Raw genomic sequence first — 6474 nt, forward strand, 5'->3', positions numbered from 1 at the left:
GTTACTTGACGGCTCCGCCGGTGGCCCCGGCGGCTATGTATTTCTGTGCAATCAAAAGCAAGACAATCGCCGGCAATGACGAAAGCACAGCGGTGGCCATCACCGCGCTCCAGTTGGAGACCTCAGATCCCAAGTACTGGTAAATGCCAAGCGTCACAGGACGCACGTCCTGGGTGGTGGTGAGGGTAAGGGCAAAGAGAAAATCGCTCCAGGAGAACAGGAAGGAGAACAACCCTGCCGTGATCAGCGAGTTACGGCTGATCGGCACCACTATCGAGAAGAACGCTCTTACCAACCCGGCGCCGTCAACCCTCGCCGCCTCAACAATTGACGGCGGAATACCGATCATGAATGCGCGCAGGATGAGAATCGCGAACGGAATCGCATGCGTGGCATCGGCCAGGATCAGCCCGGGGATCGAGTTCAGCAGTCCCAGGTCGTTGTAGGCGGCGTATAGAGCGTTGGCGATCACGATTCCCGGGATCATCTGCGAGACGAGAATGACGAGGAGCGCCACGTTAATCCAACGAAACCGGAACTGGGCCAGGGCGTAAGCCGCCGGCGCCGCGATCGCCAGGCTGAACAGGACCGTTCCGACGGAGACGATCAGGCTGGTGACCAGGTTCCTGCCCTGCTGTGAAATCGCTGTTTCGTAGCCGCCGAAATGGGGATTCGTGGGGAAGAGTCCCGCTGTCAGGGTGTTTCCTGATGGTTGGAGTGAAGCGTTCACCATCCAGTAGATCGGGAAGAGCATGATGGCCAGGAACACAACGCCAAGTGCCGTGAAAAGTCCTGGATGAACAGGTTGCCTCGAGCCGGTGGCCTTTTTGTGTGACTCTGGGCGGAGTTTGATTGCTGCCGCTGTTGTCATGGCATGTGCCCCTTATTCGTCGACTGCGCGCCGGTTGGCGCGGAGATAGATGATTGCGAACAGGAGGGAGATCAGAATGAGGACGTTGCTGTATGCCGCTCCCACACCGAACTCGAAGTCGATGAACGACTCCTGGTATGAACGCACGGCCAGTGTCTGGGTGGCGTTCGCCGGACCGCCGTTCGTCAGGCCCAGGATGATGTCCAGAACCTTGATCGTGTAAACGACGCCGAGGACGAGAACGACACTGACGACGGGCTGCAGGTTCGGCCAGGTGATGTGCCGGAAGGCTTTCCACCCAGTCGCTCCGTCCAGTGCCGCGGCCTCGTACAGCTCGTCCGGGATATCCTGCAGACCGCCGTACAGGATGGTGACATTGAACGGTATGCCTACCCAGATGTTCACCAGTACCACCGCCGTCAACGCGACTGCGGGGCTCGTCAGCCACGGGACAGGATCCTGGATTACCCCTATGGCTTCGAGGAACCGGTTAAGGATGCCGCTGTCCTGATCCAAAATTGACCGCCAGGTGGCGCTGCCCACGATCAGGGGGAGCAGCCACGGCAACAGGAGCATTGAGCGCAGGAAGTTGCTTAGCGGGAAGCGCCGTTTGAAGAATGAAGCAAGCGCCAGTCCGATGGCAAATTGCCCGGCGATGGATCCGATGGTGAAGAGTGCGGTGTTAAGCAACGCCGGTGAGAACAGGTTGCTGGAAAAAACTGTCACATAGTTCTCGAAGCCCACCCAAGGCGCTTCTCCGGTGAAAAAGGTTCTTGTGGTGTACTCCTGCAGGCTCATGGTGATGTTTTTCACCACGGGATACCCGAAGAACAATGCGATGTAGAGACCTGCCGGCACGACAAAGAGGATCTTCATCAGGTTTTCCTGCGAAAACCTCTTGCGTGCAGACAGGGTGTTACGTGTCTGGGGCACCGCGATGGGTTGCAGCGCGGACCGCTGAATTGTTGGCATTATTGTTGGCCCTTCCGGCTCCGTCGTCGAAACACCCTGCCTGGATTTCAGAACTCAGTATCAGCCCGCTGATGCACGCGAGAAAGCGTCCTCGACCGAGGCCTGGCCGGTGAGGGCCAGCTGGACGGCGGTGTAGATCGTGGTACCGGCCTTGGGCCATTCAGCGCCAAGTTTCCCTGTCCGCGCCTTGGCATTCTCTACTTGTTCTGTGAAAGCCTCCATCGTCGGCAACTCCTTCACATACGCTTCGTGAAGATCCGCCCGAACGGGAACAGTGTGTCGGGCCTTGCCCAGCGCCATCTGGCTGTCTTCGCTTCCGGTGCACTCAACGAACTCAGCGGCCTTCTTCTGCTTCGCTTCGTCCCCCGTCATCGGGACGGTCCAAACCATGCCGCCAAGAGGTGCAGTGGGTGTTTGCCCGGGCTTGTTTACCGGAATCTGCACGGTGTCCCACTTCACCTGCGGCGCCTGGGCAAGTGCGGGGATCTGCCACGGCCCGTTGATCATCATCGCGGCCTTGCCCGCAAGGAACTGATCCTTTACATCCGCCTGGGTCCAGTTCACGACGCTTCGTGAGGCTGATCCACTATTTACCAGGTCGACGTAGAGCTGCAGGGCTTCCTTGACTTCCGGAGTGTCCAGCTTGGTCTCATCACCGCCGTTGGTCCACATGAAGGGCAGGAACTGCCACGCCCCTTCATAGGTGGCTGCTGCAGAGAAGGCCAGGCCGTATTGATCACCAACGGTGAGCTTGGCTGCTGCGGCCTTCAGCTCATCCCAGGTCTTGGGCGGCTCAACGCCGGCGGCTGCAAGCAGGTCTGCGTTATAAAAGAGGCCAAGAGTATCCGCTGGCAGCGGCAGTCCGTAAATCTCGCCCTCATGGGTCACGGCATCAAGGCTGTTCCCGGCGAACGGTGCGGTGTCTACGCCGTATCCACCCAGGGGAGCGAGTGCCCCTGTAGCGGCCACGTCCTTCACCTCCGGGTTATCAAGCATCAAGACGTCAGGCAGGGTCCGGGAGGATGACCGCTGCAGTACCGTCTGCATCCGGTCCTTGCCGGGAACCGTGGTTCTTTCAATCGTCACGCCGACCTGCGCAGCGCATTTGTCGATTGCCGCCTGCAGAATGCTCTTGTCGGGTTCGTTGTTGTAACTGTCCAACACGGTCAATGTCTTAACGTCCTCGCCGGAGGTCGCCCCGCCGCCTCCGCCGCTGCCACAGGCCGTGAATGTCAGTGGCACAACCGCCGCCATCGCCAAGACCGCGGTGATTTTCTTTCTGGTGTTCATGCTCAAAAGCTCCCTTGCTTATGTGATTGCGACTGAGATTGTGCCTGCGACTAAACATCGATGAGGCCAAGTTTGTGGATCTAACGATCCTGTTAAGCGGTTAACCGAGACCCGCCGTCGATGCTCGGCTGAAGTGCTTGGGATATCGAAAACAACTCTGCCCGTCGGTGAGAAGGGTTGTCAAGAACTAATTTAACCGGTTAACTGAGATCAGCGTTGATCAGAGATTGCAAGTGAGGGAGGTGTGCCGTGCCCACGATGAGGGACGTTGCAAAACTGGCGGACGTCTCGATTGCCACCGTGTCCTTCGTCATCAACGATACAAAGCCCGTTGCTCCCGCCACCCGGGCCAGGGTAGAGGAGGCGATGCGCCAGCTCGATTATCGCCGCAACGCCCTCGGCCGCGCCCTAGCGAGCAAGCGCACCCGGATCATCGCGCTGCTCTACCCCGCGCTGCAGCGCCGCTTGACCGAGACTGCCGTGAAGTTCTTCACCAGCGCAGCACAGACAGCAAAGGACCTGGGGTACAACCTGGTTCTTTGGCCTATCAGCAACGAGGCCGGGCAGGTCGAGGAGCTCATCGCAAGCGGCTTCATTGACGGTGTGCTGCTGATGGAAGTGCAGTTGGACGATCCCCGGGTGGAGCCGTTGCAGCGGTCCACGATGCCGTTCGCGCTGATCGGGCGGACCAGGCATCCGGAAGGCCTACCGTACGTGGACGTGGATTTCGAGCGCTCGATGATTGAGGCTGTGTCCTACTTGGACGGACTGGGCCACCGGCGGATTTGTTTCGTGGACAGCGACGTCGCCGAACAGGGCCTGAGTGACTACGGCCCTCTCGTCCGGACCAGGTCCACTTTCGTCGCGGAGATGGAGCGAAGGGGACTCGTAACTGCCCACATCTCCTGTGCAAATTCGCCGATTTCAGGGCAGGCGGCCGCAGAAGAGCTCCTCGCCACGGCCCCCGACACCACGGCGGTGATCCTGATGAATGACAACGCCTCGTTCGGCTTCACCAACGGGCTGAACAAGGCAGGGCTCTGCGTTCCCGCGGATATGTCGGTCCTTCTGATCGGATCCTCCCCGGCCATTGCCGCCGCCACTGACCCGCGGCTGACCGTCATGACCCTGCCCAGCACCGCCCTAGGCCGGATGGGCGTCGAGACCCTCATAGACCAACTCGAAGAGCGGGGCGAGCCGATGCGGCAGGCCCTAATCAGTTGCAGTTTTGAGGAGGGACAGTCCACCGGGCCAGTCAGGGTACTGGAACCCCGGAGCCTCTCCCGGGTTCTCCCGAAGCTGTGAAAGCCAATCGTACGCACTGTCCCTGTAGGCCATGAAGGGACCGATGAAGATTCGGTTGGCGCTTGCCTGCGGGGATTGGCGGCTCTTACCGGTATATCGGGACGTTGGCCAAAGCAGGGGCGCTGGAGGTCGTGCATGAACGACCCGTCCGCGGCACAACGGAGCGGACCTACCGCCTCGAGCTCGACCGGCCCTCCGTGAATGACGCTCCGCTACGCGCCGCTCCATCAAGGTACCTCGGGGTAAGCCTCCCGTAGAGCCGCGTTGGACGGGGTGGGGGCATCGGGGGCCAACTTGCGGGCAGCGGTCTGCCGTCCTCATCTGGCACGCGAAATTCGACGCGACGATCTTCGTTGGTGGCAGGATAGCGCCGAAATTCCGTTTTATCGACAGTGGATCATGATGTTCTCAGATGCCACCCTGACAGTCGGAGAGGCAGGAAATTCGGGTGCGGTAGCCCGAGAATCGTTGAAATAGTCCGCAGAATCGGGACTTGACGGAAGTCGCCTGCGGCAGGGGCTGGCGATGTCACCTATTGCAGGTCGGCAAGTGTCTGAGAACAAGACCAGAGCAGCCGACAGGCGAATCCTCCCTGGCCAGGCGGCCCGGCGTCAGGTTGAGGTGTGCCTCAACTTATCAGGTCCAGCACGGCCGGGTTCGGCGATTCCGGTGGATAGTGCGAACCTGCCAGCCGTCCTCCCGGCGGTATGTTCGTTCACCTCTCCCATAGGAGAGCTTGAGCCGGATGATGCTTTGATCTGAAGCCAGGTCTTCGATTACTCCACGTGCAATGACTAGGTGTATTGACCACGGACGTTAGGAACATGCGGCGTGGTTAGGTGACAAAAAGAAGACCTCCGAGTGGAGTGGGGCTTGTCTAGAGTCCGAACCACAAGGAGGTCTTCAATGTCCCATGGTAACGCGCTTCTGACGCCGAAGGGACGGCTCCGGCTGGGCCCTGTATTGACCACGGACGTTAGGAACATGCGGCGTGGTTAGGTGACAAAAAGAAGACCTCCGAGTGGAGTGGGGCTTGTCTAGAGTCCGAACCACAAGGAGGTCTTCAATGTCCCATGGTAACGCGCTTCTGACGCCGAAGGGACGGCTCCGGCTGGCCCGGTGCGTGGTCGAGGACGGGTGGTCCCTGCGCCGGGCGGCTGAGCGTTTCCAAGTATCGGTGACGACCGCGGCACGGTGGGCGGCCCGTTACCGGGAGCAGGGGGAACACGGGATGGGTGATCGTTCCAGCCGGCCGGTCAGCTCCCCGCGGCGGACCTCCGTGCGACGGGAGCGGCGGATCATCGCGATCAGGGTCAACCGCCGGTGGGGACCGGCACGGATCGGCTACCTGCTGGGCATCCACCCCTCTACCGTGCACCGGGTGCTGTCCAGATTTGGGATGGCGAGGCTGTCCTGGCTGGACCGGGCCACGGGCCGGGTGATCCGCCGGTACGAGCACCACAGCCCCGGGGACCTGGTCCACGTCGACATCAAGAAACTCGGACGGATCCCTGACGGAGGCGGACACCGCAGCGTCGGCAGGACCGCCGGCAACCGGAACAAGACCGGCACCGCGGCGAACCGGCGACCGGGCTACGCTTTCCTGCACAACGCCGTCGATGACCATTCCCGGCTCGCCTACACCGAGATCCTGACCGATGAGAAAAAGGACACCGCCGCCGGATTCTGGGCACGTGCCAACGCCTACTTCGAGTCCCACGGCATCACTGTGAAACGGGTCCTGACCGATAACGGCTCCTGCTACCGCTCCTACGCGTTCAAAGACGCGCTGGGACCGGACATCAAGCACAAACGCACCCGCCCCTACAGGCCCCAGACCAACGGCAAAGTCGAGCGCTACAACCGCACCATGCTCGACGAATGGGCCTACGCCCGTCCGTACCGCTCAGAGGCCGAGCGTGTTGCCGCTTTCGCCGACTGGCTCCATCACTACAATCATCATCGAGGCCACACCTCACTCAAAGGTCAGCCACCGGCCAGCCGCGTCACCAACCTCTCAGGTCAATACAGCTAGC

Annotated in this window: 5 protein-coding genes; 2 read left to right on the forward strand and 3 right to left on the reverse strand. The window is 60.8% G+C overall.

Translation table 11 applies throughout. The features are described 5' to 3' along the window. Window position 1: 1 nt before the first annotated feature. From ASF98_RS19665 to ASF98_RS19675, 3 genes are all read right to left on the reverse strand, one after another. On the reverse strand, window positions 2-871 hold the full coding sequence (locus tag ASF98_RS19665) for a carbohydrate ABC transporter permease (RefSeq protein ID WP_055805586.1): 870 nt from the start codon (window positions 869-871) through the stop codon (window positions 2-4). 12 nt (window positions 872-883) lie between these two features. After that, window positions 884-1747, reverse strand: coding sequence for a carbohydrate ABC transporter permease (locus ASF98_RS19670; protein ID WP_235506089.1), 864 nt, complete (start codon window positions 1745-1747; stop codon window positions 884-886). Between the two features lie 156 nt (window positions 1748-1903). After that, window positions 1904-3133 (reverse strand): sugar ABC transporter substrate-binding protein, encoded by a 1230-nt coding sequence (locus tag ASF98_RS19675; protein ID WP_055805589.1) that lies wholly within the window; start codon window positions 3131-3133, stop codon window positions 1904-1906. Window positions 3134-3391: 258 nt separating this feature from the next. On the opposite strand from ASF98_RS19675, the gene ASF98_RS19680 reads away from it, so the two are divergent. Both ASF98_RS19680 and ASF98_RS19685 read left to right on the forward strand, forming a co-directional pair. Beyond that, a complete protein-coding gene (locus ASF98_RS19680; protein WP_235506093.1) occupies window positions 3392-4438 on the forward strand; it encodes a LacI family DNA-binding transcriptional regulator in 1047 nt (348 codons plus the stop codon). 1066 nt (window positions 4439-5504) lie between these two features. Further along, window positions 5505-6473 (forward strand): IS481 family transposase, encoded by a 969-nt coding sequence (locus tag ASF98_RS19685; RefSeq protein ID WP_055805595.1) that lies wholly within the window; start codon window positions 5505-5507, stop codon window positions 6471-6473. Window position 6474: the final 1 nt, after the last annotated feature.

The sequence above is a fragment of the Arthrobacter sp. Leaf337 genome (assembly GCF_001423745.1).
Classification (GTDB): domain Bacteria; phylum Actinomycetota; class Actinomycetes; order Actinomycetales; family Micrococcaceae; genus Arthrobacter.